Origin of the sequence: Aeromonas sp. TW 6, assembly GCF_013168745.1 — a bacterium.
Taxonomy (GTDB): Bacteria; Pseudomonadota; Gammaproteobacteria; order Enterobacterales; family Aeromonadaceae; genus Aeromonas; species Aeromonas caviae.
This window is the reverse complement of the sequence record NZ_JABERS010000005.1, coordinates 36,358-59,546: the sequence shown is the minus strand read 5'-3', so window position 1 is coordinate 59,546 and position 23,189 is coordinate 36,358. Positions and strand designations below refer to the sequence as shown.

Sequence of the window (23,189 nt, the reverse complement as noted above, 5' to 3'; positions counted from 1 at the left end):
TTTCAGTTTATCCTAGGTAAGGAAAGACAATGAGCAAGATTATTCAGCAGCTTGAACAAGAGCAACTGCGTACCGACATCCCGGCTTTTGCCCAGGGCGACACCGTACGTGTTCAAGTTCGTGTTAAAGAAGGTGGTAAAGAGCGTCTGCAGGCTTTCGAAGGCATCGTGATTGCCAAGCGTAACCGCGGTCTGCACTCTGCTTTCACCGTTCGCAAGATCTCCAACGGCGAAGGTGTTGAGCGTGTATTCCAGACTCACTCTCCGCTGATCCACAGTGTAGAACTGAAGCGTCGTGGTGATGTTCGCCGCGCCAAACTGTACTACCTGCGCAACCTGTCCGGCAAAGCTGCTCGTATCAAAGAGAAGCTCAACTAATTCGATTCGAATTGGTGTCGGTATGTCGGCGAAAAGCTCGACAGGTAGTGAAAAGGCTCGCCAATGGCGAGCCTTTTTTGTATCCGCTTTCGGGTGTTCCAGCTCAACCTGGCTGGCTGACCCGCACCACCGAGTTGTCACGCCCGAAGGGGCCAGGCACATAGTCGTCCGCCTCCCAGTCGTTGTCATAAAGGGTTTCACCATCGGGTTGCACTAGCTGATAGCAATACTCGAAATGGCTGGGGCCATTGGTCGGCAGGTTGAGTGTCGCCTTGAACTCCCCGTTTTTCATCCTCTTCAGTTCAATGGGCTGCCACTGGCTGAATTCACCCAGCAGCAAGACCTGCTCGGCATCACCGGCGGCCTCCTTTTCGACGGCAAAGGTCACCTTGACCTCGGGACGCGATTTGAGGAATTGCTTGTTGATCGGCATATGGACTCCTTGTCACTGGCTGCGAAGAAAGTAGCGCTGGTTGTTTTTATATCACTTTATGACAAAGATGTTGATAAACAGGATCAAAGGGGGAGGGCAAAATGGCGCTGCAGGAGTTGATGGGTGAACTCGATCTTGAGGTAGAAGCCCCGTGGTAGCGTCATGATGGGTTGGCCATTGCGGCCGATGGCGCGGGTCAGCGCCTTGCTGTTGGCCGCCTTGGGGCGCAGCTGCAATACCTGGCCGTGGCGGGCGCTGATCTGCTCCACTTCCCCCAGCACTATCATGTCCATCAGCTCTTCCCAGTCCTGGCGCAGCAGTCCTTCTTCCTCTTCATTCGGGCTCCATAGCAGCGGCATGCCGACGCGACGGTCGCCGACAGGGATGTCGCGGCTGCCTTCCACCGGGATCCAGAGCACCCGCGACAGCTTGTTGCGCACGTTCGACTCCTCCCAGCGCTGGCCGCTGACCCCGATGAGGGGGGCCACGCAGACAAAGGTGGTTTCCAGCGGGCGCCCTTGAGGATCGACGGGGATCGTCTTGAGCTCGATACCGAGATCCGGAAAATCCTGCTCGGGACGGCTACCTGCACTGGCCCCCAGCTGCCACTCGATCAACTGCCCTGTCCAGCCCTTGTCACGCCTAAGATCCCGCGGTACGGGGATGCCCGCCGTTGCGGCAAGCTGGGCCAGAGTGAAGCCAGCCATGGCGTAGGCTCGACTGAGCAGCTCTTGTTCTGACTGGGGATTGGCGGGCATGAGGGCTCCTCTGGAGATAATAGACATCGCAATACGGATCCTTGCATGGTATCGCTGATTTTGTAACCGATCCTCGCCCGACTATACACAGGGAGACATGGGTGACAGAATTCAACATATCTAAATGATTTTAAAGGGTTTTACTTTATTTATCCAGTATGTTGGCCCGCCGGATCTCCGCATAAACGAGTTGTCCAAGGGTTTGTGCGAGCTGTTGCACACAGTTATCCACAGAAATCTTGGATAACTGGCGTAAAGTGGTGAAAGGAAGCGTGGCACCAGAAATAAATGTGAGAGTACGCCGATTTTCAGCGCCATTTCGGTGCAGATAATGCGCCATATCTGTGGATAAATCCGTCTTGGTGGATCTTTGAGCAGTCGAACTTGTTCACAATTGACAGGCTGGATCCTCTTAGGCAAAAGACATGGATTTTGATCCAGCAATAAAACTATAACCTTATGTATTTAAATGTATATTTTGTTTTTAAGTGAATCGGGTATGATATGCTTCCGTGCAATGCCACAGTATAAAACTACTGTATATACCTGCTTGATCACAGGTTTATGCACAGTCTGGGTGGGCAACTTGCCTAGCATGAACCTTCAATTTGTTTATAACTTTGCTTGAAATGCCAAGTTATTCATGAATGGAAGATGACAGTCCCTGTTTGCCGCCACGGGGTGAATGTGGAACAATCTCGTTATAGATTCAGCCTTTATAAGGTGATCACGTGATAGATGGTGACGGATTTCGTCCCAATGTCGGCATCGTGATCTGTAACCGTGACGGACAAGTATTGTGGGCTAAGCGCTATGGGCAGCACTCCTGGCAGTTTCCGCAGGGGGGGGTTGATGATGGTGAATCGCCGGAACAGGCCATGTATCGTGAGCTGTATGAGGAGATAGGCCTCAAGCAGGACGATGTGACCATACTGGCGACCAGTCGCAACTGGCTGAAGTATCGCTTACCCAAACGACTCGTCCGCTGGGACAGTTCACCGGTCTGTATTGGCCAGAAGCAGAAATGGTTTTTGTTGCAGCTCGATCCTGGCAAAGAGTCCAGGATCCAGTTTGGCTGTCATGGTCACCCGGAATTTGATGATTGGCGTTGGGTCAGCTTCTGGTACCCGGTTCGTCAGGTCGTCTCCTTCAAGCGGGAGGTTTACCGCCGGGTGATGAAAGAGTTTGCCCCGCTGGCCATGCCAGTCCCCGTGGTGCAGGCTAACCGAAAAGATGGGCGGCGCAACCGCTCGCGTTAAGGAGCATAACTAGTTGCTGACGGAACTCAGACGCATCGTGGAAAGCATGGCCGAGGCCAACACCCTCGAACAAGCCCTGCATGCATTGGTGAGCCAGACCCGGCTCGCCATGACGGTGGACTGTTGCTCCGTCTATGTCGCCGAGCCAGAGATGCGCCGCTACCGGCTGGCGGCCACCGATGGCCTGGCCGAATCGGCCGTGGGCAAGGCGACCCTGCCCTTCGAACAGGGCATCGTCGGTCTGGTGGGTCAGCGTGAAGAGCTGATCAACCTGGCCGATGCCCCGGCCCACCCCAGTTTCAAGTTCCTGCCCGACGTGGCCGAGGAGGCGTTTCGCTCCTTCCTCGGTGCCCCCATCATGCATCAGCGCCAGGTGGTGGGCATTCTGGTGGTGCAGCAGAAAGAGAGTCGGTTGTTCGATGAAGGGGAAGAGTCCTTCATGGTCACCCTGGCGGCCCAGCTGGCGGCTCGCATCGCCCAGGCCCAGGCCAAGGGGTGGTTGCAGAAGACCGACTGGAGCAAGCCCCTGCGCGGCATCGCCGGGGCCAGCGGCATCGCCATCGCCAAGGCCTGGGTGTGGCGCCCGCGCAAGGCGCTCAACACCATCACGCCGCGCAAGGACGAGGACCACGGCAAGCAGCTGGCCCGCCTCGAGCTGGCGGTGGAGGAGGTGCGCCATGATCTGGAGAGCCTGGCACTGCGCTTTCGCGAGAGCTACAGCCAGGACTCGGTCGCCATCTTCGACATCTATCTGCACCTGTTGAACGATCCCGGCTACATCAAGCCCATCCGCAACAAGGTCAGCAAGGAACACTGGACGGCGATCTCGGCGGTCAAACTCATCAGCGATCGGCTGATAGAGCAGTTCAAGGGGATGAAGGATCCCTATCTGCGGGAACGCTCCACCGATGTGAAGGATATCGCCCAGAGGCTCATCAGCCGCCTGGTGCAGGACGAGCCCGAGCAGCTCACCATAGGGGAGCCCGTGGTACTGGTGGCCGACGAGGTGACCGCCACCATACTCGCCGAGATCCCGCGGGAATTCCTGAGCGGCGTGGTGTCGCTCAAGGGGGGGACCAACTCCCACGCCGCCATCCTGGCCCGTGCCATGGGGGTGGCTGCCATCATGGGGGTGGATCTGCCCCTCGGCGACATCGGCGGGCGCACCCTGGTCATCGATGGCTACAGCGGCGATCTCTTCATCGAACCCAACCAGGTGATCCTGACCGAGTACCGACAACTGCTGAGCGAGGAGCGGGCGCTGGATACCCTAGTGCGAAGCGTCGACAACCAGCCCTCCGAGACCGCCGACGGCACGCCTGTCTCTCTGCTGCTCAATGCCGGCCTCAGCGCCGATACCGAGATCTCCCTCAACCATCTGGCGGACGGCGTCGGACTCTATCGCACCGAGATCCCCTTCATGCTGCAGGACAGCTTCCCCTCGGAGTGGGAGCAGACGGCGCGCTATCGCGGGATCCTGGAGACCTACCGGGACAGGCCGGTCTGCATGCGCACCCTGGACGTGGGAGGGGACAAGCAGCTGCCCTACTTCCCCATCGTGGAGGAAAATCCCTTCCTTGGCTGGCGGGGGATCCGGCTCACCCTGGATCACCCCGAGCTCTTCCTGGTTCAGCTCAAGGCCATGCTGCGGGCCAGCGAAGGGCTGGACAATCTGGCCATCATGCTGCCGATGATCAGCAGCGTCAGTGAGATCAAGGCCTCCCGCCGGTTGCTGGATCAGGCCTGGCGCGAGGTGTCGGAGGAGGCGGCGAGCCGCGATGCGGTGATCCGCTACCCCAGCCTCGGAGTGATGATTGAAGTCCCCTCCGCCCTCTATATCCTGCCTGAGATGGCGCCTCTCATCGACTTCTGGTCAGTGGGCAGCAACGACCTGACCCAGTATCTGCTGGCTGTGGATCGCAACAATGCCCGTGTCGCCAGCATCTACGATGCCTTCCATCCCGCGGTGATCCGCGCTTTGCAGCTGCTGGTCGATGCCTCCCGGCGCTATCACAAGCCGGTCTCGGTCTGTGGCGAGCTGGCCGGCGATCCGGTCGGCGTGCTGCTGCTGCTGGCCATGGGCTATCGCCGCTTCAGCATGAATACCCACAATATTTCGCGCATCAAGTACGTGCTGCGTCAATCCGACCTCGGGGAGCTGAAGACGCTGCTGGCCGATGGCCTCAAGCACGACAATCCCCACGTGCTGCGCGGCCTGTTTGCCCGCTACCTGGAAGAACACGGGCTGGGCGGCTTGCTGCGGGCGGGCCACAAGGTCAGGCTGCCAGATTGATATTCAGTCTTGTTCCTGCTGGCGAATGATCGGAGAATGCGGCTTTTCCTATGACTGGGGCCGCCTATGCAGCACGACGGATATTGGGTTTTCTCGCAGATTGATCCCGTAGCATTCAGTTTGGGACCATTATCGGTACGCTGGTATGGTCTCATGTACCTGTTCGGTTTTGCCTTCGCCATGTGGCTGGCAGGTCGCCGCGCCGATGCACCCAATAGCGGCTGGACCCGCAACGAGGTCTCCGACCTGCTGTTCTACGGCTTCCTCGGGGTCATTCTCGGTGGCCGCATCGGCTACGTGCTGTTCTACAATTTCGATCTCTTCCTCGCCGACCCGACCTACCTGTTCAAGATCTGGACCGGGGGCATGTCGTTCCACGGTGGTCTCATCGGGGTCATCACCGCCATGATCTGGTTTGCCCACAAGACCCAGCGCCACTTCTTCACCGTGGCCGACTTCGTGGCGCCGCTCATCCCCTTTGGCCTCGGCGTCGGTCGCATCGGCAACTTCATGAATGGCGAGCTGTGGGGGCGGGTCACCGATGTGCCCTGGGCCATCATCTTCCCGGAGGCGGGCCCCGAGCCGCGCCATCCGTCCCAGCTCTACCAGTTCGCCCTGGAAGGGGTGGTGCTCTTCATCATCCTGAACCTGTTCTGGCGCAAGCATCCACCCCGCGGCGCCATCTCAGGCCTGTTCCTGCTGTTCTACGGCCTGTTCCGCTTCCTGGTGGAGTTCGTCCGTCAGCCTGACAGCCAGCTGGGCCTCTACTTCAACGAGATCAGCATGGGCCAGATCCTCTCCACCCCGATGATAGTGGCGGGGGCGCTCATGGTCTGGGCCGCCTATAAACAGCCCCGTCTGTTCGGCAATGCGCCCAAGGAGGCCAAGTAATGCGTGCCTATCTCGACCTGATGCAGAAGATCCTGGACGAGGGGACAGTCAAATCCGATCGTACCGGGACCGGGACCGTTTCCCTGTTTGGTCATCAGATGCGCTTCAATCTGGCGGAAGGCTTCCCGCTGGTGACCACCAAGAAGTGTCACCTGCGCTCCATCATTCACGAGCTGCTCTGGTTCCTCGACGGCGATACCAATATCGCCTACCTCAAAGAGAACGGCGTCAGCATCTGGGACGAGTGGGCCGACGAGCACGGTGATCTGGGGCCTGTCTATGGTGCCCAGTGGCGCTCCTGGCCGGCAGCCGATGGGTCTGTCATCGACCAGATCCAGAAGGCGGTGGACGACATCCAGCACAACCCGGATTCCCGCCGCATCATCGTCTCCGCCTGGAACGTGGGCGAGCTGGACAAAATGGCGTTGGCACCCTGCCACGCCTTCTTCCAGTTCTATGTGGCGGATGGCAAGCTCTCCTGCCAGCTCTACCAGCGTAGTTGTGATGTTTTCCTTGGCCTGCCGTTCAACATTGCCAGCTATGCGCTGCTGACCCACATGATGGCGCAGCAGTGCGATCTGGAAGTGGGTGACTTTGTCTGGACCGGTGGCGATGTGCACCTCTATTCCAACCACATGGAGCAGACGGCACTGCAACTCACCCGCGAGCCGCGCCCCCTGCCGCAACTGGTGATCAAGCGCAAACCTGACTCCATCTTCGATTACAGATTCGAGGATTTCGAGATCCAGGGCTATGATCCTCATCCTGGGATCAAGGCGCCTGTCGCTATTTGAGTAGGTAATGAGCCTGGGGCGAGTATCGTCTCCCAGGTGACGATGAGTCGACACTCAGCTGTTAGAGGCACCTTCGGGTGCCTTTTTGCATTTTCTGTGAATTAATATGCAACATTCCGGGTGGAGAGATGGCTCCTGAAAAGGGGAAATAACCTGCTTATAGCAGGCATTATCTGTTTTGCTTTCGGTTTTTTCGTTGTTATCAGCCGTTATAAACGATTTTTCATTGAGCTACTCTGGCCCTAGACTGAAAAGATGCAATTTTATGGGTAGTTAGATATGAGCGATGTATTCAAGCGTTTTCTCAAACTGGAGTCCGCTTCCGGGATCATTCTGATCCTGGCCGCCCTGCTTGCCATCGGCCTGGCCAATTCGGCGCTGGCGCAACACTATCAGGGCTTCCTCAATACCGAGGTACAGGTTCGCATCGCGGCGCTCGACATCAACAAGCCGCTGCTGCTCTGGATCAACGATGGCTTCATGGCGATCTTCTTCCTGCTGGTGGGTCTCGAGGTGAAGCGAGAGATGCTGGAGGGGGCGCTTTCCTCCCGGGTGCAGGCAACCTTCCCGGCCATTGCTGCCGTGGGGGGGATGTTGGCACCGGCACTCATCTATAGCTTCTTCAACTACGGGGACGAGGCTACCCGTGCTGGCTGGGCGATTCCGGCCGCCACCGACATCGCCTTCGCTCTCGGGGTCATGGCGCTGCTGGGCAAGCGGGTACCGACCAGCCTCAAGGTCTTCTTGCTGGCGCTGGCTATCATGGACGATCTGGGGGTCATCATCATCATTGCCCTCTTCTACACCCAGCAGCTGTCGCTGACTGCGCTGGCGATAGGTGTGGTGGCTACCCTGACCTTGCTCTGGATGAATCGCCGTGGTGAGGACAGGATTGGACTCTATATGCTGGTCGGCCTGGTGCTCTGGGTTGCCGTGCTCAAGTCCGGTGTCCATGCGACCCTGGCGGGGGTCATCGTGGGCTTCATGATCCCCCTCAACGGCAAGCGTTACGCATCGCCACTCAAGCATCTGGAGCATGTGCTGCACCCCTGGAGCGCCTTCCTGATCCTGCCACTGTTCGCTTTCGCCAACGCCGGGGTATCGCTGGAGGGGATCTACTTCTCGGCTCTGCTCAATCCGCTCCCCATGGGGATCATCCTGGGGCTCTTCGTCGGCAAGCCGCTCGGGATTTTCACCATCAGCTGGCTGGCTGTGAAATCAGGCATTGCCCAATTGCCGCAAGGAGTGAACTTCAGACAGATCTTTGCCGTCAGCATCCTGTGTGGCATCGGCTTCACCATGTCGATGTTTATCGCATCGCTGGCATTCGAGCATGGCGGACTGGACTACGGCAGCTACTCGCGCCTCGGGATCCTGGCAGGTTCCACACTCGCGGCCGTGATCGGTTACATCGCACTGCGGATATCGCTGCCCAATCGGGAGGCGAATCAAAGTACGGAGGGGTTATGAGAAAACTAGGATGGTTAGTCATGCTGGCGAGTCCTGCAATCTGGGCAAATGGCCTGGTCGATTGTCAGCGGGATGCCACCTCGGCAAGTTGTTCTGCCTATCTCAACGGGGTGGTCGACAGCGCACTCATGCTGGGGGACTCACAGGTAAAAGCTCGGTTCGGAGAGACCTTCGCCGAACGGGCACTGAGCAGTCGTGCCGGCGAGCGAGTCAAGCTGTCCAACAAGCGCTATTGTACCGAGCGAATGCCGGATGCCGGTCGTCTCAAGGCCCATCTGCAGGCACAGTTCGACGCGAACAAGGTTGACTCGATCAGCGACATGTATGACATTCTGGCGGTTGAACTCAGCTGCTACCGGAGCCCGCCTGGCGCGGGAACCCCATCGGATGTCACACCTTAACTACAACCATCTCTACTATTTTTGGATGACTCAGAAGAAGGGCTCCGTCACGCAGGCGGCGGAAGCCCTCTTTTTGACCCCACAGACCGTGACCGGTCAGATCAAACTGCTTGAGCAGCGTCTTGGCGGCAAGTTGCTGATCAGAAAGGGGCGCTCCCTTGAGGCCACCGAGCTTGGCCAACTGGTATTTCGCTATGCGGACAAGATGTTCAGCCTCTCCTACGAGATGCTGGATATCGTCAACTACCGCAAGGAGAGCCAGATCCTGTTCGATGTGGGCATCGCCGATGCTCTCTCCAAGCGTCTCGCCAGCCGGGTACTGCTCTCCGTGATCCCCAATGACGGTTCCATTCACCTGCGCTGCTTCGAGTCGACCCATGAACTGCTCCTGGAGCAGTTGAGCGAGCACAAGCTCGACATGATCCTCTCTGATTGCCCGGTGGACTCCAGCCAGCATGCCGGGTTGCTGTCCAAGCGTCTGGGGGGATGTGGCGTCAGTTTCTTCTGCAAGGCGCCTCTGCCCTCCCAGCCTTTCCCTGCCTGCCTGGAAGAGCGCAAGCTGCTCATCCCGGGCCGCCGTACCGCCATGGGTCGTCAACTGACCCAGTGGTTCGAGCAGCAGGGAATTTCCCCCAGCATTCTGGGAGAATTCGACGATGCGGCGCTGATGAAGGCGTTCGGCTTCTTCAACCAGGGCATCTTCATGGCACCGACCATTTATCGGGAGGAGATCCTGGAGGGGGAGGAGGTGATGCTGCTGGGTGAAACCCAGGATCTGATGGAGGAGTATTACGTCATCTTTGCCGAGCGGATGATCCAGCATCCTGCGGTCAAGCGGGTATGCGAGAGTGATTTCTCCTTCCTCTTTGCGGGGCAGGAGGATTTCACGGCCATTCAGCCGGCAAGCCTCTCGTTTTAAATCGACGGTGACGGCGCTATGATGCCAGTCTTGGAAGAGGAGGGTGAGATGCAATTGGAAGAGATGGAAGCGAATGCCGGGCGTGCCGTCACCCTGCTCAAGGCATTGGCCAATGAGCGACGGCTGTTTATCTTGTGCCAGTTACTGGATAGGGAGCTGTCGGTCGGCGAGCTGAACGAGGTCTTGGGATTGAGCCAGTCAGCCATGTCGCAGCATCTGGCGGTGTTGCGCCGGGATGAGCTGGTGGCGACGAGGAAGGAAGCCCAGACGGTCTATTACTCCCTGCGCAGCCATGAGGTGCGCGAGATGATCGGATTGTTGCACAGACTGTACTGTAGCGACCCCAAATAAAAAACCGGCACTAGGCCGGTTTTTTCAGCTTTCATCAGCGGATGCTGATTAAGCCATGGCTTTGATCTGGGCAGACAGGCGGCTCTTGTGACGAGCAGCTTTGTTCTTGTGGATCAGGCCTTTGGTCGCCATACGATCCATGATCGGCTGAGCAACAGCGAAAGCGGCAGTGGCAGCAGCCTTGTCACCAGAGGCGATGGCAGCGATCACTTTCTTCAGGTAGGTACGGGTCATGGAACGACGGCTGGCGTTGTGCTGACGACGTTTCTCTGACTGAAGAGCACGCTTCTTAGCAGATTTGATGTTAGCCAAGGTAAAACTCCTAAAACTGTCTTAGCGAGTGTATTGAAAAGGCCCGGAAATATGCCTTCCCAACCACATATTGTCAAATGATTTGTGCAAATAAACACCGCCCCCCGGTGGTGTGTCAGATGGGAGACGGTTAAACTGTCGGCCGATTCTAACAGCATTCTTTTCTTTCCGACAGTTCCAGAGGCCCCGTCTTGAGTAAGAAATTGATCAAATCCGGCATGATTGTGTCCGGAATGACGCTGGCATCCCGTGTGATGGGCTTGGTGCGCGATGTGGTCATCGCCAATTTGCTCGGTGCCGGGGTGGCCTCAGACGTCTTCTTCTTCGCCAATCGCATTCCCAACTTCTTGCGCCGTCTCTTTGCCGAAGGGGCATTCAACCAGGCCTTCGTGCCCGTGATGACGGAGTACAAGAAAAACGGTGACGAGCAGGCGGTTCGCGAGTTGCTGGCGGCGGTGGCGGGCACCCTGGGTGGTATCGTCACCGTGGTCACCTTGCTCGGGGTGCTGGGTTCCGGTGTCCTGACGGCCCTCTTTGGCTGGGGCTGGTTCTGGGACTGGCTGCATGGCGGACCGGCGGCGGAGAAGTTCGAGTTGGCCAGTCTGATGCTCAAGATCACCTTCCCCTATCTCTGGTTCATCACCTTCACCGCCATGGCGGGGGCCATTCTCAATACCTTTGGCCGTTTTGCCGTGTCCTCCTTCACGCCGGTGTTCCTCAACATCACCATGATTGCAGCGGCCTGGTGGATCGCGCCCTTGATGGAGCGCCCCGAGATCTCCCTGGCGATCGGTGTCTTCCTCGGCGGTCTGGTCCAGTTTTTGTTCCAGTATCCTTTTCTGCGCCAGCTCAACATGCTGGTCTGGCCCAAGTGGGGTTGGCACCATCCCGGGGTGGTGAAGATCCGTACCCTGATGATCCCGGCCCTGTTCGGCGTGTCGGTCAGCCAGATCAACCTGCTGATCAACACCATGCTGGCCTCGTTTCTGGCTACCGGTGCCATCAGCTATCTCTATTACTCGGACAGGTTGCTGGAGTTTCCCCTCGGCCTCTTTGCGGTGGCCATCAGCACGGTGATCCTGCCTGCCCTGGCCAGAAAACACGTGGATGCGGATCCGGCTGATTTCTCTCGCACCATGGATTGGGGGGTGCGCATGGTGATGCTGCTCGGCTTGCCAGCCATGGTCGGCATCGCCGTACTGCGCGAGCCCATACTGCGGGTACTTTTCATGCGCGGTGAGTTCGGTCTGCACGAGGTGAGCATGTCCAGTGCGAGCCTGCTGGCCTCCACCACGGGGCTGCTCTCCTTGATGCTCATCAAGGTGCTGGCCCCCGGTTATTACGCCCGCCAGGACACCAGGACGCCGGTGCGTATCGGCATCATGGCCATGGTTGCCAACATGGTGTGCAACCTCATCTTCATCTATCCGCTCGGCTACGTGGGGCTGGCTCTCGCCACTGCCTGCTCCGGCACCCTTAACGCCGTACTGCTGTTCAAGGGGCTCTATCAGCAGGATGTTTATCGCCCTTCCCGCAACACCGGGCTGTTCTGCCTCAAGCTCTTGGCGGCAACGGTCTTGATGGGGGGGCTTCTGGCCTATCTGTCACCGGATCTCGCCCAATGGGGGGCCTGGAGCATGGGCAAGGCCAGCCTGGAGTTGACCCTGCTGCTCTGCCTGGGCGGAGCGCTGTATGGCATTGTCCTTTTGGCATTGGGGATCCGGCCACGGCACCTGAGAGCCGGTCAGCAATAAGGAGCCAGCTGCAAGGGAGGGGACAGTACAGGGTCGATGGGGGCGGTCTCAGGGGCTGTCGGGTTGGCCCGCCAACGAGGTGCGATGCTCCTGGCCAAGTCCGAGAAGCGAGTGGGATGGCTAAATCGGGTCAACGGCAGGGCTGACCCTGCCTGCTGCCTGATATATAATCCGCCGATTTCCATGGCAGCAACGCACAAGGCACTGATGGAGCTTATTCGCGGCATTCACAATATCAAGCCCCGTCACCGGGGCTGTGTATTGACCATAGGCAACTTCGATGGGGTTCATCAGGGGCACCACGCAGTGTTGGCCCGTTTGCAGGAGAAGGCCGCCCAACTTGGCCTGCCGGCCTGTGTCATGTTGTTCGAACCCCAGCCGCTGGAGCTGTTTGCGGGCAGTGCCGCGCCCGCCCGTCTCAGCCGTTGGCGGGAGAAGTACGAAGCCCTCAAGGGAATGCAGATCGATCGCATGCTCTGCGTGCGTTTCACCCATCGTTTTGCCGAGCAGGTGGCCAGCACCTTCATCGAGCAACTGCTGGTGGAGAAACTCGGCGTGCACTATCTGGTGGTCGGCGACGATTTTCGCTTCGGCAAGGGGCGGGAAGGGGACTTCCACCTGCTGGAGGAGGCCGGTCGGCGCTTCGGGTTCGAGGTGATCAGCACCCAGAGTTTCCAGCTTTCCCGCCAGCGGGTCAGCAGCACCCTGGTGCGTGAGGCCCTCAAAGCGGGCCGCATGGCGGAGGTGGAGCTGATGCTCGGTCGCCCCTATGCCATCAGCGGCCGGGTGGCCCACGGCGATAAGCTGGGGCGCACCATAGGTTTTCCCACCGCGAATCTGGCCCTCAAACGCCAGGTTGTCCCGGTCGGTGGCGTGTTTGCGGTGGAAGTGATATGTTCCGGCAAGACTTTCCCCGGCGTCGCCAATGTGGGTGTACGTCCGACTTTGAGCGGTACACAAGCCAGATTGGAAGTACATCTATTTGATTTTTCTGGTGATCTATATGGTCAGCAGGTCAAGGTGCTGCTTCGCCACAAGCTGCGCGAAGAGCAGAAATTTGACTCTTTCACCGCCTTGAAAGAGCAGATCGAACGAGATGCCCTGGCGGCCCGAGCCTGGTTCGGGCTGCCACAATTTCATTTACCCAGCACTCTTTTAGAAAAGAAGGGAACCCAGGACTGATGAGCGACTATAAACACACCCTGAATCTGCCGGAAACCGAGTTTCCGATGCGTGGCGATCTGGCCAAACGCGAACCCAACATGTTGAAACGTTGGTACGATCAGGATCTTTACGGCGCCATTCGCCGCGCCAAAGCGGGCAAGCCTTCTTTCATTCTGCACGATGGCCCCCCCTATGCGAACGGCAGCATTCACATCGGTCACTCGGTCAACAAGATCCTCAAAGACATCATCATCAAGTCCAAAGGCCTTTCTGGCTTCGATTCCCCCTATGTACCGGGCTGGGATTGCCACGGTCTGCCCATCGAGCTGAAAGTGGAAGGCATGGTCGGCAAGCCGGGCGAGAAGGTTTCCGCCGCCGAGTTCCGCGCCGAGTGCCGCAAATACGCCAAAACCCAGATCGAAGCGCAGAAGACCGACTTCATCCGTCTGGGCGTGCTGGGTGACTGGGAACACCCCTACCTGACCATGGATTTTGGGACCGAAGCCAACATCATCCGCTCCATGGCCAAGATCGTTGAAAACGGCCACCTGCACAAAGGCTCCAAGCCGGTGCACTGGTGTACCGATTGCGGCTCCGCGCTGGCTGAAGCGGAAGTGGAGTACTACGACAAGAACTCCCCCTCCATCGACGTGCGCTTCAAGGCCGTCGACGAGGCTGCTGTTGCCGCCAAGTTTGATTGCGCCGAAGGCCACACCGGCAAGGGCGCGCTCTCTGCCGTGATCTGGACGACCACCCCGTGGACCTTGCCGGCCAACCGCGCCATCGCCATGCATGCCGATCTCGACTACGCACTGGTGCAGGTTGAGGGCGACAATCCCGAGCGTCTGATCCTGGCCGCCGAGCTGGTGAAGGATGTGATGGATCGCGCCGGCATCGAGCACTTCCACAACCTGGGCTACGCCAAGGGTGCCGCACTCGAGCTGCTGCGCTTCAACCACCCCTTCTACAGCTTCGACGTGCCTGTGGTGCTGGGTGACCACGTCACTCTGGACGCCGGTACCGGCGCGGTGCACACCGCCCCTGGTCACGGTCAGGAAGACTTCGTGGTCGGTCAGAAGTACGGTCTGGAAGTCGCCAACCCGGTTGGCAGCAACGGCGTCTATCTGCCGGATACCGAACTGTTTGCCGGCCAGCACGTGTTCAAGGCCAATGCGGCCGTGGTCGAGGTGCTGACCGAGCGCGGCGCCCTGCTGCATCACAAGGTGTTCAACCACTCCTACCCGCATTGCTGGCGTCACAAGACCCCGATCATCTTCCGTGCCACCCCCCAGTGGTTCATCAGCATGGAGCAGAAGGGTCTTCGGCAGCGCGCACTGGAAGAGATCGAGCGTATCGAGAAAGAGGGCATTGCCCAGCATGGCCAGAGTGGCTGGGTCCCGGCCTGGGGCAAGAACCGCATCCAGGCGATGGTCGAGAACCGTCCCGACTGGTGTATCTCCCGTCAGCGTACCTGGGGCGTGCCCATCTCCCTGTTCGTTCACAAGGATACCCAGGCGCTGCACCCGGATTCCGTGCGCCTGATGGAAGAGGTAGCCAAGCGGGTCGAGCAGTCCGGCATCCAGGCCTGGTGGGATCTGGACAAGGCCGAGCTACTGGGCGTCGATGCCGACAACTACGAGAAGGTACCCGACACCCTGGACGTCTGGTTTGACTCCGGCTCTACCCATGCCTCCGTGGTCGATGCCCGTCCCGAGTTCAACGGCAAGCCGGCCGACATGTATCTGGAAGGCTCTGACCAGCACCGTGGCTGGTTCATGTCATCCTTGATGATCGGCGTGGCGATGAAAGACAAGGCTCCCTACAACCAGGTGCTGACTCACGGCTTCACCGTGGATGGTCAGGGCCGCAAGATGTCCAAGTCCATCGGCAACGTGGTAAGCCCTCAGGACGTGATGAACAAGCTGGGTGCCGACATCCTGCGTCTGTGGGTAGCGAGCACTGACTACACCGGTGAGATGACCGTCTCCGACGAGATCCTCAAGCGCTCCGCCGACGCCTATCGTCGTATCCGCAACACTGCCCGTTTCCTCTTGGCCAACCTGAACGGTTTCAATCCGGCGACCGACATGGTGGCGCCTGCCGACATGGTGGTGGTGGATCGCTGGGCAGTGGGCCGTGCCAAAGCGGTACAGGCCGAGATCGTGGCCGCGTTCGACGAGTACAACTTCCACGGCGTGACCCAGAAGCTGATGCAGTTCTGCTCCATCGAGATGGGTTCCTTCTATCTGGACGTCATCAAGGATCGTCAGTACACCGCCAAGGCCGACAGCCTGGCCCGTCGCTCCTGCCAGACCGCCCTCTATCACATTGCCGAAGCCATGGTGCGCTGGATGGCGCCCATCATGAGCTTCACCGCCGACGAGATCTGGGCCCTGCTGCCGGGTGAGCGCGGCGAATTCGTCTTCACCGAGGAGTGGTACGACGGCCTGTTCGGGCTTGAAGCGGGCGAAGTGCTGAACGACGAGTTCTGGGCCGAGATCCTCACCGTGCGCGGTGAAGTGAACAAGGCGCTGGAAGTGGCCCGTGGCGAGAAGCGCATCGGCGGTTCTCTGCAGGCCGAGCTGACCCTGTTCGCCAAGCCTGAGCTGGCCGCGCGTCTGAACGCCCTGGCCGATGAGCTGCGCTTCGTTTTGCTCACCTCCAAGGCCAAGGTCGTCAGCGTCGATGTCGCACCGGCAGAGGCCGTGGCGACCGAGCGCGATGACCTGTGGCTCTGCGTGGCCCAGTCAGCTGCAGCCAAGTGCGACCGCTGCTGGCACCATGTAGAGGACGTGGGTACCATCGCGGGTCACGAAGAGATCTGTGGCCGCTGCGTCACCAACGTCGAGGGTGACGGCGAAACGCGTCAATTTGCCTGATGAACATGACTCAACATAAAAGCGGCCTGCGTTGGCTGTGGCTGGCAGTGCTGGCCTTTGTTCTGGACCAGGCGAGCAAGCTCGCCGTGGTCAAACTGCTGCCATTTGGCTACCCGGGGGTGGAGATCACCCCCTTCTTCAACCTGGTCCATGTCTACAACAAGGGCGCTGCTTTCAGCTTCCTGGCGGATCAGGGAGGCTGGCAGCGCTGGTTCTTCGCCGTGCTGGCGTTCGCCATCTGTGGCCTGCTGATCCACTGGCTGCGCAAGCAGTCGGTCACCCAGCGCTGGAGCGGTATCGCCTACAGCCTGATCATCGGCGGGGCGCTCGGCAACGTGTTTGACCGGCTGGTGCTGGGCCATGTGGTCGACTTCCTCGACTTCTATTGGCAGCGCGCCCATTGGCCGGCGTTCAACCTGGCTGACAGCTTCATCTTCATCGGTGCCGCCATGATCGTGCTGGACGGCTTCCGTGGCGAGAAAAAACAGGACGCGACCTCATGAGCCAGCTGATTGTTGCGGACAGCAGCGTGCTGTTCCATTTCTCTATCAAACTGGAAGATGGCTCGGTGGCCGACAGCACGGCGCTGCACGGCAAGCCTGCCCGTCTGCGGATGGGAGACGGCAGCCTGACGCCGAGCTTCGAGCAATGCCTGCTGGGGCTGCGCGAAGGGGAGAGCAAGAGCTTTACCCTGGCGCCGGAAGAGGCGTTCGGCCTTTCCAATCCTGACAACATCTACCATCTCGATCGCGCCAAATTCGGTAACGAAGTTGAGCCCAAGGTGGGTACCATCATTCTGTTCGACCAGCCCAACGGCAGCGAACTGCCCGGGATCATCCGGGCGGTGGAAGGGATGTCGGTCACGGTCGATTTCAACCACCCCCTGGCCGGTCACACTGTCACCTTCGAGGTGGAGATCCTGGGGGTTGATGACGAGGAGAAGGTGAACTGATGGATATCCTGCTGGCTAACCCCCGTGGCTTCTGTGCCGGTGTCGACCGGGCCATCAGCATCGTCGAGAGCGCGCTGGAGAAGTTCGGTGCCCCCATCTATGTCCGCCATGAGGTGGTGCACAACCGCTACGTGGTGAACAAGCTCAAGGAGGCGGGTGCCGTCTTCGTGGAGGAGCTGGATGAGGTGCCGGATGACAGCATCGTCATCTTCTCCGCTCACGGTGTCGCCAAGGTCGTGCGCGAGATGGCCAAATCCCGCGCTCTCAAGGTGTTCGATGCCACCTGTCCGCTGGTGACCAAGGTGCACATGGAGGTCCATCGCGCCAGTCGCAAGGGCTCCGAAGCCGTGCTCATCGGCCATGCCGGCCACCCCGAGGTGATCGGCACCATGGGACAGTACGAGAACAGTGAGGGTGGCATGTATCTGGTGGAGACGCCGGAAGATGTGGCCAAACTCAAGGTGAAGAACCCGGACGACCTCTGTTTCGTCACCCAGACGACACTCAGCGTGGATGAGACGTCAGACGTCATCGATGCCTTGCGTGCGCACTTCCCCAAGATCCAGGGGCCGCGCAAGGATGACATCTGCTACGCCACCCAGAACCGCCAGGATGCGGTGCGGGAGATGGCCGGGCTGGTGGACGCCATGCTGGTGGTGGGATCGCGCAACTCCTCCAACTCCAATCGCCTGCGGGAGCTGGCCGAGAAGGTGGGGGCTCGTGCCTACCTCATCGATGATGCCTCCATGATTGAGACACAGTGGCTGGACGGTGTGGAACGTATCGGGGTGACGGCAGGGGCTTCTGCACCCGACGTGCTGGTACAGAACGTCATTGGTCGCCTGCGCGAGCTGGGGGGCAAGATAGTGACCGAACATCCGGGTCGCGAGGAAAACGTGGTGTTTGAGGTCCCCCCCGAACTTCGTATCCTCTAATAGAAATGCCGGCCCAGCGCCGGCATTTTTGTGACTAGCGTTTCGTTTTCCATAATAAAAGCAGCGGGTGTTCTCGTTTGAAGCCTGCTTTGCCATTAACAATGTCGATAGTTCTGGTTGAAATTTCGACATTTCCTGATGCCGACCCCAACATGGATGGAACTTACGGAGGGCTTGGCACTGTGCATAACAGGATGTTTGCGCACCTTGGTTTCACGCTCATCAAGCCGATGGTCACCATAGCACTCTTGTCTATCCAGCTGACGCTGGGGCCACATCATTTAACTCATTGATCCAAAACACGAAACTGACTACGCAGTCGAATCAGCTTGTGGCTTCGGTGTAACTGGTCCGCAGTGAGTTACTTCCAACAGTCAGATGGCGTCTTGGTATCGGCCTTGTTGAGGGTCAGAGTAGTACAGCCTGAATCATTGCTTTGGCTGCCTTTGGCTGTGGCTATCAGGGTATAAACCGTAGCGGTAGCGCCAGAGATGGTGAAGGTGTAGTAATCGCTTGTTGGGTTACCCACTTGAGCTGGTGTTCCGCTATAACTCGTATTGGATATGCGAAATTCCTCCTGCTTGAGCTGCATGCTCAGCAGGCCCTTGATTGCCTCGGCGCGACGAGACTTATGCAACCCATCGGTAAAGCTCGGGTAGGCTACAGCCGCCAGGATGGCGACGACAGCCACCACAACCAGCAGCTCCAGCAATGTAATACCTGATTGTTTGGTTCTCATGGGCGGCACGCTCTGGAAACGGTTTGATACTATAGAATAGTACTGACGGTGGGCTCTACTGGCATGGGCAAAAAGAAAGGAGTCTTGGGCTAAATGATGCGCACAGCAGGACGTGTTTCCGGTTTCACCCTGATTGAGCTGTTACTGGCAATGACGGTGGCTGCATTGCTGCTTGCCGTTGCCTTGCCCAGCTATCAGTCATTGCGGCAGGAGCAGATGGTGAGGGCTGCCACACAGGCTATCTATACCGATGTCATGTTGCTCAAATCCGAGGCGGTCAAACGCAATCAGACGCTCAATCTGCTGCTATTCAATAGTGGTACCAGTAACTGGTGCTACCGGGTGCATATCGACGGTAGCTGCAATAGCTGTGCCGATGCTTGTTCCAGCATCGAGGGGCGAAAAGGGGTGAATGCCAGCGAATTCCCCGGTATCACTCTGGTGGCGAGTTACAGTGAGTCGGCGACCAATATCAGGCCGCTCAATATTTCTCCTCGCAGAGGAACGCTGACGGCTGGTAACATCGCCATCTCATCCGGTAGCTACGCCATGCGGGTCGTTACCAACAATGTTGGACGGGTTCGTACCTGTGCCGTCAGCAATGTGAGCGGGGTGCCGACATGTTGAGGCGACATGCAGGCTTCAGTCTGGTGGAGTTGATGGTTTCCATGGTGGCGGGCTTGCTACTGGTGGCTGCGGTGACGACGCTTTTCGCGACGATTCTCAGGGCAAATGGCACGGCCATGAAGGTGAGTCGACTCAATCAGGAGGTTCAGGCGATCACCGACATGATGGCCCGCGATATCGAGCGGGCAGGTTATGATGCCAGTGCCGCTACCTCGACTCGATTGGCATCTGGTGCACTCCCATCCCCCTTCTATTTCGATGCGAGCACCGACCTGATGGATGAAACCGCAACAGGTTCCAACATCTATCGCTGCATCAGGATCAGTTATGATGACAATGAAAACGGTGTGCTGAACAACAGCCCGTCCAGCAGCTTGGAAACTCGGCTTTATAGTTACAGTAGCGGAGATAAGGGAGTCAAACTCGCTACGGGGGCCAGTCCCACTTGTAATAGCGGTAGCCTCATTTCGACCGATAACACCATAGAAATAACCCAGCTTACTTATCGTCTGCTTTCCAGCAGTCAGGTGAGCGGTGCCAGGGCAATTCAACTCAACATTTCGGGCCGCTACAAGGACAATACTGAGCTGACCTTGAACTTGCAGCGTGATATCAAGTTGCGCAATGACGGATACTGATATGAGAATCCAGTCCGGTTTTACGACTTTCACCGTCACACTGATCCTGTTGTTGATCCTGCTGGCAGTCACCCTGCTGGTGGGCAAGCTGCTGGTGGCCGATCGTCGCATCACATTGAATGAAACCCTCTATCGTCAAGTGATGGCCTTGGCAGAACAGGGGTTGTCCTATGGCTTTGGTCGACTATCTGCTGAAGGTTCATCTTGCCCCTCTTTGCTGCCCGCTTGGTCAGGGAACTCGTTTTCTCCATCAGGTGCGGGGGGGACTTATACCCTGATGGTCGAATGCATAACTCCCTTTCCCGTGGTGGCTGGGAGTACCACGCCCATCGCACCTATCCGGATTCGCTCTGCGGCCAGCCTGAGCAACAGCCAGGCGCAGGCGGCTGTCGAGGCTCGATATGTGCAAAGCAACGTGCTGGCAGGGACACCTGCCGCGCCTCTGACTGTCGCAGGGGGAATGGCGGTCGGGGGTAACTTTACCGTTGTTGCCAATCCCAATGGAGGGGGGCCCGGAGTACCGCTTTCCATCTGGACCAATGATTATGTAGATCTGAATACGGGGTCCGGCCAGACCTGCCATCAGGGTGATTACGCCGGTGGCTGCAGTGCCAATATTAGCCAACCGGGCAATAAGCAGTCGGATATCAAGGATAGCGATCCCGATTTTCCAACCGACTTGGTGTGGTATCTGTTCAATGAGAATGACGATGCCGCTGGCTGGGCCAACATAGAGTCAAGAGCCAACCAGATAGTCAATAATTGCAATGGTCTGGGGCCGACGACGACGGGGCTTGTCATTGTCAATGGTGATTGCAATCCCGGCTCCAATATCGGTACTCAATCTGCCCCTGTTGTGTTGATCATCAAGGATGGCAGCCTGACCATCAATGGTAACCGTCAACTGTACGGGCTGGTATTTGCGTACTCTTCACATCCAGCTACGGCAACCACGGATATCAAGCTCACTGGCGGGGCCATCGTAAACGGTGCTTTGGCTGCCAACTTTGAGCTGGGCAAGGCCAATGGTACCTATGATGCTAAATATGATGAGGCCGCACTGAGCAATATCAGGACAGGCGCCGCCTTCCAGACTCTTAAACAGGTGCCGGGCAGCTGGCGCGACTGGTAGAGGACAAGTAAATGAAACGGCAAAAAGGATTTGGCCTGTTTGAGATACTGGTAACCCTGGTTGTGCTGGGGGTGGGGGTGGTCGGGCTGGTGATGCTGTCGAAGTCGACCCTGACGGCCTCCCAGGATGGGCGGCGTTATGAAATTGCCATGCGACTCGCAGAATCCAAGATCGAGGAATTTCGTAACTTCAACAGTCTGGTGACGGCGACGGCCCCGCTCACTGCCTATACGGCCATTGCGAGTGGCAATACGACCAAGAGCCAGTCTGGCGACAGCTACACGTTGGCCTGGACTGTGGTCAACCAATATTGGAACGGAGCCACTTCTGCATGGCAGAACACGGCTCCTGCAGGGTATTTGCTGAACTACCCTGGGCGAAAGCAGATCAATACCACAGTGAGCTGGACCAACAGCGAAGGGGTGACTACCTCGGTCGCGCTTACGGGTTATGTCTCCCCCACTGAATCATTGACCGTGGAACAGTTGAATGGGGGGTTGGATACAGCTCGGACAGGGCCGAAGATCAATTACACCCCGGGGGTTGCGCCGGACGTGATCTCAATCGATCTCGGCAACGGCAGCAGACAGGAAACCAGCAAACCTTCTCCAACAGTGGTGGCCAAAAACAACACTGTCGGCAAGGAGGTGCAGTTTGAAACAGTGACCTACCAGCCTGCAAACCAGGGAAATACCCAGCAAATCCAGCAAGATATCAGCTCGGTAAGTTGCGCCTGCACTTATGGTTCCACTTTGAGTGCCTATCTGCCGGGCCAGCCCTACAGTACTGCCACCAGCCAGCTCTATTGGAAGACAGGGGCACAACAGACCAAGCAGACCGGAACAGTCAGCGGCAATAATCAGCCAGCGCTCTGCACAAGCTGCTGCAAAGATCATTTTGATGGTTCGGGAGGAAGTTTTCTCAGCTACTACGCACCGCTCAATACCAGTAGGCAGCGCTATAACAGCGCCCTGTCCGTAGCGGCCAGCGGCACCTATGTGGATGCTTGCCGGTTTGTGCGACTGGATGGGTACTATCGCTCCCTCCCTGATTGGAACCTGGTCCAGGTTATTGTCACTACCTCGGATTTCTTGGCCAAGGCGGCGAATCAGGTCAGTTACCAGAATTACATCCAGTATGTGGTCAAGGCTTATATCGACTGGCAGAAACAGACCCTGAACTGGACCTCGACCCCGACGGTGAGCGCGCCTGCGATAAGTGATTTTCCCACATGGCTTCAGATTCCTGCCAACGTTGCGCCTGGTGGGGACGCCGTTACGGGGATCACGATCAATACCGGCACGCGCCAGCTGATTGCCCGTGGAATATATGTCGATGTTCTGAATCCTACCTATCTGACCGGGATAGACACCAGTGTCACTGGTTATCTGGCCAAGGTGCCATTTCAGGATATCAACCTGACCATGTTGGCTGAGTGGTCCATGACACCGCTCAGTGGCCAGCTCGGGGGGGCCGTGACCGACTATGCCACCGTCAGCAATGAACCGGTCGATACCATAGTGGATCTCAATAACTATTACTTCGGCAGTTACAGCCGTGGTTATCTGGTTGCCAAGAAATCCACCAAGGACAGTAACCAGGTGCTGCAAAACGTGAAGGTCAGGGCCACCGTTTATCAGGGTAACTCGGGGATTACCGCTACGCTGATTTCACCAAGGGATCAGAGCCTGGCTCTCAGTACAGAGTTGGCCGTCAAGATTGACTCTGGGATTGTCACGCAGCCTCTGCTGACGGTCACAGGCAAGGTACAGTGCCTGGAGAAAACCAAGAACAATGATCCGACCCCTATCGCCTGCAAGAAAAATGTCTTCAATAACCTGTCGATGAATACCTCGACCTCCGGGGCCACTTGCCAGATAGACAAGCCGAGCAGCGACAACCAGACGGCAATCTATACTTGCACGGCTGAGCAGAACAGCACTCTGGTGGTGAACTTCTCCTACTCGGGCAACTCGACCTTCTTGCTTAAGCCGAGTTCTTTGAGTATCCCCATGACTCCGCCAGCCAGCGGTCAGGTCATCAGCGGTCCCTGTACCTTGCTGGTAAACAACGGCGTCACCAATGCCGCAAACCTGACCTGTTCTCCCTAA

23 protein-coding genes are annotated in these 23,189 nt (G+C 58.0%); 19 read left to right on the top strand and 4 right to left on the bottom strand.

Features of this window, described 5'->3' with window-relative positions:
* Positions 1 to 29: 29 nt before the first annotated feature.
* Complete coding sequence (gene rplS / locus HKD46_RS03690; protein ID WP_005313505.1) at positions 30 to 377, top strand: 50S ribosomal protein L19; 348 nt, start codon at positions 30 to 32, stop codon at positions 375 to 377.
* 103 nt (positions 378 to 480) lie between these two features.
* Here the strand turns inward: rplS and HKD46_RS03685 are convergent, their stop codons facing one another.
* Together HKD46_RS03685 and mutH are read right to left on the bottom strand one after the other, a co-directional pair.
* A complete protein-coding gene (locus HKD46_RS03685) occupies positions 481 to 810 on the bottom strand; it encodes an isoamylase early set domain-containing protein (RefSeq protein WP_109421862.1) in 330 nt (109 codons plus the stop codon).
* Between the two features lie 83 nt (positions 811 to 893).
* Complete coding sequence (gene mutH / locus HKD46_RS03680) at positions 894 to 1,568, bottom strand: DNA mismatch repair endonuclease MutH (RefSeq protein WP_042014896.1); 675 nt, start codon at positions 1,566 to 1,568, stop codon at positions 894 to 896.
* Positions 1,569 to 2,299: 731 nt separating this feature from the next.
* Between mutH and rppH the strand changes: the two genes are divergently transcribed.
* The 8 genes from rppH to HKD46_RS03640 all read left to right on the top strand — a co-directional run bounded on the left by rppH (position 2,300) and on the right by HKD46_RS03640 (position 9,946).
* Positions 2,300 to 2,827 (top strand): RNA pyrophosphohydrolase, encoded by a 528-nt coding sequence (gene rppH, locus HKD46_RS03675; protein WP_010673089.1) that lies wholly within the window; start codon positions 2,300 to 2,302, stop codon positions 2,825 to 2,827.
* 13 nt (positions 2,828 to 2,840) lie between these two features.
* Positions 2,841 to 5,120 carry a phosphoenolpyruvate--protein phosphotransferase gene (gene ptsP / locus HKD46_RS03670; protein WP_109421861.1) on the top strand — a complete coding sequence of 760 codons (2,280 nt, stop codon included), beginning with the start codon at positions 2,841 to 2,843 and terminating at the stop codon, positions 5,118 to 5,120.
* Between the two features lie 66 nt (positions 5,121 to 5,186).
* On the top strand, positions 5,187 to 6,011 hold the full coding sequence (gene lgt, locus HKD46_RS03665; protein ID WP_109421860.1) for a prolipoprotein diacylglyceryl transferase: 825 nt from the start codon (positions 5,187 to 5,189) through the stop codon (positions 6,009 to 6,011).
* Positions 6,011 to 6,805, top strand: a complete 795-nt coding sequence (gene thyA / locus HKD46_RS03660; RefSeq protein ID WP_109421859.1) for a thymidylate synthase — start codon at positions 6,011 to 6,013, stop codon at positions 6,803 to 6,805. The genes lgt and thyA overlap by 1 nt, the downstream gene beginning before the upstream one ends.
* Positions 6,806 to 7,084: 279 nt before the next feature.
* Entirely contained in the window at positions 7,085 to 8,275 is a 1,191-nt protein-coding gene (nhaA, locus tag HKD46_RS03655) for a Na+/H+ antiporter NhaA (RefSeq protein ID WP_103261680.1), read from the top strand.
* Between the two features lie 20 nt (positions 8,276 to 8,295).
* Positions 8,296 to 8,676, top strand: a complete 381-nt coding sequence (locus HKD46_RS03650) for a hypothetical protein (RefSeq protein WP_010673094.1) — start codon at positions 8,296 to 8,298, stop codon at positions 8,674 to 8,676.
* Positions 8,663 to 9,595: a transcriptional activator NhaR gene (gene nhaR / locus HKD46_RS03645; RefSeq protein ID WP_010673095.1), complete on the top strand. Its 933-nt coding sequence runs from the start codon at positions 8,663 to 8,665 to the stop codon at positions 9,593 to 9,595. The genes HKD46_RS03650 and nhaR overlap by 14 nt, the downstream gene beginning before the upstream one ends.
* A gap of 48 nt (positions 9,596 to 9,643) precedes the next feature.
* Complete coding sequence (locus HKD46_RS03640) at positions 9,644 to 9,946, top strand: metalloregulator ArsR/SmtB family transcription factor (protein WP_029313781.1); 303 nt, start codon at positions 9,644 to 9,646, stop codon at positions 9,944 to 9,946.
* A gap of 48 nt (positions 9,947 to 9,994) precedes the next feature.
* On the opposite strand, the gene rpsT is transcribed toward HKD46_RS03640, so the two are convergent.
* Complete coding sequence (rpsT, locus tag HKD46_RS03635; protein ID WP_005308808.1) at positions 9,995 to 10,258, bottom strand: 30S ribosomal protein S20; 264 nt, start codon at positions 10,256 to 10,258, stop codon at positions 9,995 to 9,997.
* A gap of 191 nt (positions 10,259 to 10,449) precedes the next feature.
* Here rpsT and murJ point away from each other — a divergent pair, with 191 nt between their 5' ends.
* The 6 genes from murJ (at position 10,450) to ispH (ending at position 17,942) form a co-directional block, all read left to right on the top strand.
* Positions 10,450 to 12,012, top strand: a complete 1,563-nt coding sequence (murJ, locus tag HKD46_RS03630) for a murein biosynthesis integral membrane protein MurJ (protein WP_109421858.1) — start codon at positions 10,450 to 10,452, stop codon at positions 12,010 to 12,012.
* A gap of 207 nt (positions 12,013 to 12,219) precedes the next feature.
* Positions 12,220 to 13,194: a bifunctional riboflavin kinase/FAD synthetase gene (gene ribF, locus HKD46_RS03625; RefSeq protein WP_109421804.1), complete on the top strand. Its 975-nt coding sequence runs from the start codon at positions 12,220 to 12,222 to the stop codon at positions 13,192 to 13,194.
* Positions 13,194 to 16,055: an isoleucine--tRNA ligase gene (gene ileS, locus HKD46_RS03620; RefSeq protein ID WP_171864925.1), complete on the top strand. Its 2,862-nt coding sequence runs from the start codon at positions 13,194 to 13,196 to the stop codon at positions 16,053 to 16,055. The genes ribF and ileS overlap by 1 nt, the downstream gene beginning before the upstream one ends.
* A complete protein-coding gene (gene lspA, locus HKD46_RS03615) occupies positions 16,055 to 16,558 on the top strand; it encodes a signal peptidase II (protein ID WP_010673100.1) in 504 nt (167 codons plus the stop codon). The genes ileS and lspA overlap by 1 nt, the downstream gene beginning before the upstream one ends.
* Positions 16,555 to 17,007, top strand: coding sequence for an FKBP-type peptidyl-prolyl cis-trans isomerase (gene fkpB / locus HKD46_RS03610; RefSeq protein ID WP_171864924.1), 453 nt, complete (start codon positions 16,555 to 16,557; stop codon positions 17,005 to 17,007). Before lspA ends, fkpB begins: the two co-directional genes overlap by 4 nt.
* Positions 17,007 to 17,942 (top strand): 4-hydroxy-3-methylbut-2-enyl diphosphate reductase, encoded by a 936-nt coding sequence (gene ispH, locus HKD46_RS03605; protein WP_171864923.1) that lies wholly within the window; start codon positions 17,007 to 17,009, stop codon positions 17,940 to 17,942. Before fkpB ends, ispH begins: the two co-directional genes overlap by 1 nt.
* Positions 17,943 to 18,303: 361 nt before the next feature.
* On the opposite strand, the gene HKD46_RS03600 is transcribed toward ispH, so the two are convergent.
* Positions 18,304 to 18,681 carry a type IV pilin protein gene (locus HKD46_RS03600; protein WP_171864922.1) on the bottom strand — a complete coding sequence of 126 codons (378 nt, stop codon included), beginning with the start codon at positions 18,679 to 18,681 and terminating at the stop codon, positions 18,304 to 18,306.
* A gap of 93 nt (positions 18,682 to 18,774) precedes the next feature.
* On the opposite strand from HKD46_RS03600, the gene HKD46_RS03595 reads away from it, so the two are divergent.
* From HKD46_RS03595 to HKD46_RS03580, 4 genes are read left to right on the top strand one after another with little or no spacing between them, the layout of a single operon-like run.
* Entirely contained in the window at positions 18,775 to 19,308 is a 534-nt protein-coding gene (locus tag HKD46_RS03595) for a GspH/FimT family pseudopilin (protein WP_235673795.1), read from the top strand.
* Complete coding sequence (locus HKD46_RS03590) at positions 19,302 to 19,946, top strand: PilW family protein (RefSeq protein WP_113979011.1); 645 nt, start codon at positions 19,302 to 19,304, stop codon at positions 19,944 to 19,946. Before HKD46_RS03595 ends, HKD46_RS03590 begins: the two co-directional genes overlap by 7 nt.
* Position 19,947: 1 nt before the next feature.
* The gene (locus HKD46_RS03585) at positions 19,948 to 21,078 is read left to right on the top strand and encodes a PilX N-terminal domain-containing pilus assembly protein (protein WP_053288121.1); all 1,131 of its coding nucleotides are present in this window, start codon (positions 19,948 to 19,950) and stop codon (positions 21,076 to 21,078) included.
* Positions 21,079 to 21,089: 11 nt separating this feature from the next.
* The gene (locus HKD46_RS03580) at positions 21,090 to 23,189 is read left to right on the top strand and encodes a prepilin-type N-terminal cleavage/methylation domain-containing protein (RefSeq protein WP_109421808.1); all 2,100 of its coding nucleotides are present in this window, start codon (positions 21,090 to 21,092) and stop codon (positions 23,187 to 23,189) included.

Coding starts and splice junctions, on each gene's coding strand:
- rplS (WP_005313505.1), top strand. CDS start 30: ATGAGCAAGATTATTCAGCAGCTTGAACAAGAGCAACTGCGTACCGAC.
- HKD46_RS03685 (WP_109421862.1), bottom strand. CDS start 810: ATGCCGATCAACAAGCAATTCCTCAAATCGCGTCCCGAGGTCAAGGTG.
- mutH (WP_042014896.1), bottom strand. CDS start 1,568: ATGCCCGCCAATCCCCAGTCAGAACAAGAGCTGCTCAGTCGAGCCTAC.
- lgt (WP_109421860.1), top strand. CDS start 5,187: ATGCAGCACGACGGATATTGGGTTTTCTCGCAGATTGATCCCGTAGCA.
- thyA (WP_109421859.1), top strand. CDS start 6,011: ATGCGTGCCTATCTCGACCTGATGCAGAAGATCCTGGACGAGGGGACA.
- nhaA (WP_103261680.1), top strand. CDS start 7,085: ATGAGCGATGTATTCAAGCGTTTTCTCAAACTGGAGTCCGCTTCCGGG.
- HKD46_RS03650 (WP_010673094.1), top strand. CDS start 8,296: ATGCTGGCGAGTCCTGCAATCTGGGCAAATGGCCTGGTCGATTGTCAG.
- nhaR (WP_010673095.1), top strand. CDS start 8,663: ATGTCACACCTTAACTACAACCATCTCTACTATTTTTGGATGACTCAG.
- HKD46_RS03640 (WP_029313781.1), top strand. CDS start 9,644: ATGCAATTGGAAGAGATGGAAGCGAATGCCGGGCGTGCCGTCACCCTG.
- ribF (WP_109421804.1), top strand. CDS start 12,220: ATGGAGCTTATTCGCGGCATTCACAATATCAAGCCCCGTCACCGGGGC.
- ileS (WP_171864925.1), top strand. CDS start 13,194: ATGAGCGACTATAAACACACCCTGAATCTGCCGGAAACCGAGTTTCCG.
- lspA (WP_010673100.1), top strand. CDS start 16,055: ATGAACATGACTCAACATAAAAGCGGCCTGCGTTGGCTGTGGCTGGCA.
- fkpB (WP_171864924.1), top strand. CDS start 16,555: ATGAGCCAGCTGATTGTTGCGGACAGCAGCGTGCTGTTCCATTTCTCT.
- ispH (WP_171864923.1), top strand. CDS start 17,007: ATGGATATCCTGCTGGCTAACCCCCGTGGCTTCTGTGCCGGTGTCGAC.
- HKD46_RS03600 (WP_171864922.1), bottom strand. CDS start 18,681: ATGAGAACCAAACAATCAGGTATTACATTGCTGGAGCTGCTGGTTGTG.
- HKD46_RS03595 (WP_235673795.1), top strand. CDS start 18,775: ATGATGCGCACAGCAGGACGTGTTTCCGGTTTCACCCTGATTGAGCTG.
- HKD46_RS03590 (WP_113979011.1), top strand. CDS start 19,302: ATGTTGAGGCGACATGCAGGCTTCAGTCTGGTGGAGTTGATGGTTTCC.
- HKD46_RS03585 (WP_053288121.1), top strand. CDS start 19,948: ATGAGAATCCAGTCCGGTTTTACGACTTTCACCGTCACACTGATCCTG.
- HKD46_RS03580 (WP_109421808.1), top strand. CDS start 21,090: ATGAAACGGCAAAAAGGATTTGGCCTGTTTGAGATACTGGTAACCCTG.